Annotated in this window: 1 protein-coding gene; it reads left to right on the top strand. The window is 60.1% G+C overall.

Going from position 1 to position 1,476, the window contains the following annotated elements:
* A partial coding sequence (gene gabT / locus AC1DRJ_RS27435; RefSeq protein WP_477804912.1) for a 4-aminobutyrate--2-oxoglutarate transaminase occupies window positions 1–1,176 on the top strand: 1,176 nt, incomplete at its 5' end.
* Between the last annotated feature and the right edge of the window lie 300 nt (window positions 1,177–1,476).

The following is a 1,476-nucleotide window of genomic DNA, read 5'->3' as shown; positions in this document are numbered from 1 at the left end:
ACCGTGACCGACGTTGAAGGTCGCGAATTCATCGACTTCGCCGGCGGTATCGCCGTGTTGAACACCGGTCACGTGCACCCGAAAATCATTGCCGCTGTGACTGCGCAGCTGAACAAGCTGACTCACACTTGCTTCCAGGTCCTGGCCTACGAACCGTACGTAGAGCTGTGCGAAAAAATCAACGCCAAGGTGCCAGGTGATTTCGCCAAGAAAACCCTGTTGGTCACCACCGGTTCCGAAGCGGTAGAAAACGCCGTGAAAATCGCCCGTGCCGCCACTGGCCGCGCCGGCGTGATCGCCTTCACCGGCGCTTACCACGGTCGCACCATGATGACCCTGGGCCTGACCGGTAAAGTCGTGCCTTACTCGGCCGGCATGGGCCTGATGCCAGGCGGCGTGTTCCGCGCGCTGTACCCGAACGAGCTGCATGGTGTGAGCGTCGATGATTCGATCRCCAGCATCGAACGCGTCTTCAAGAACGACGCTGAACCGCGTGACATCGCTGCCATCATCATCGAGCCGGTTCAGGGCGAAGGCGGTTTCTACGTCGCGCCTAAAGAGTTCATGAAGCGTCTGCGTGCACTTTGCGACCAGCACGGCATCCTGTTGATCGCTGACGAAGTGCAAACCGGCGCTGGCCGTACTGGCACTTTCTTCGCCATGGAGCAGATGGGCGTGTCCGCGGACCTGACCACCTTCGCCAAATCCATTGCTGGCGGCTTCCCGTTGGCCGGTGTGTGTGGCAAGGCCGAATACATGGACGCCATTGCTCCAGGCGGCCTGGGCGGCACTTACGCCGGTAGCCCGATCGCTTGCGCTGCGGCCCTGGCAGTGATGGAAGTGTTCGAAGAAGAGCACCTGCTGGACCGTTGCAAAGCCGTTGGCGAGCGTCTGGTCACTGGTCTCAAGTCTATCCAGGCCAAATACCCAGTGATTGGCGAAGTCCGTGCCCTGGGCGCGATGATCGCTGTCGAGTTGTTTGAAAACGGCGACAGCCACAAGCCAAACGCTGCTGCAGTAGCGTCGGTGGTGGCCAAGGCTCGGGACAAGGGCTTGATCCTGCTGTCCTGCGGCACCTACGGCAACGTTCTGCGCGTTCTGGTACCGCTGACGTCGCCGGACGAGCAACTTGACCAAGGTCTGGCGATCATCGAAGAGTGCTTCTCCGAGCTCTGATTGATTTGTGAGCTGATCGACAAAAAACCCGCTTCGGCGGGTTTTTTTACGCGTGCGCCAGGCATGGCGCGTTGCGCGCAAGCGCAACCAGCTTGGCTGTGGTGGCCTCGCTGGTGACTTGGAGGTGAAAGTCCTCTACACACCCGGCAAGGGGAAGTGTTAGCCAGAGGCAAGGGTGTCGCGGGTGACCGCGAATCTGAAGGAAGCCCGAGGCAAAATGCTGGCCTGACGAACAGCAAGCGGATAGAGGCGGCGCAGCGGGGTAAAGGGGCGTGTTTCCCTAAAGCCCAATACTTGCAC

This window comes from Pseudomonas sp. P5_B2 (assembly GCF_056400445.1).
This window is presented reverse-complemented; position numbering and strand designations above follow the sequence as displayed.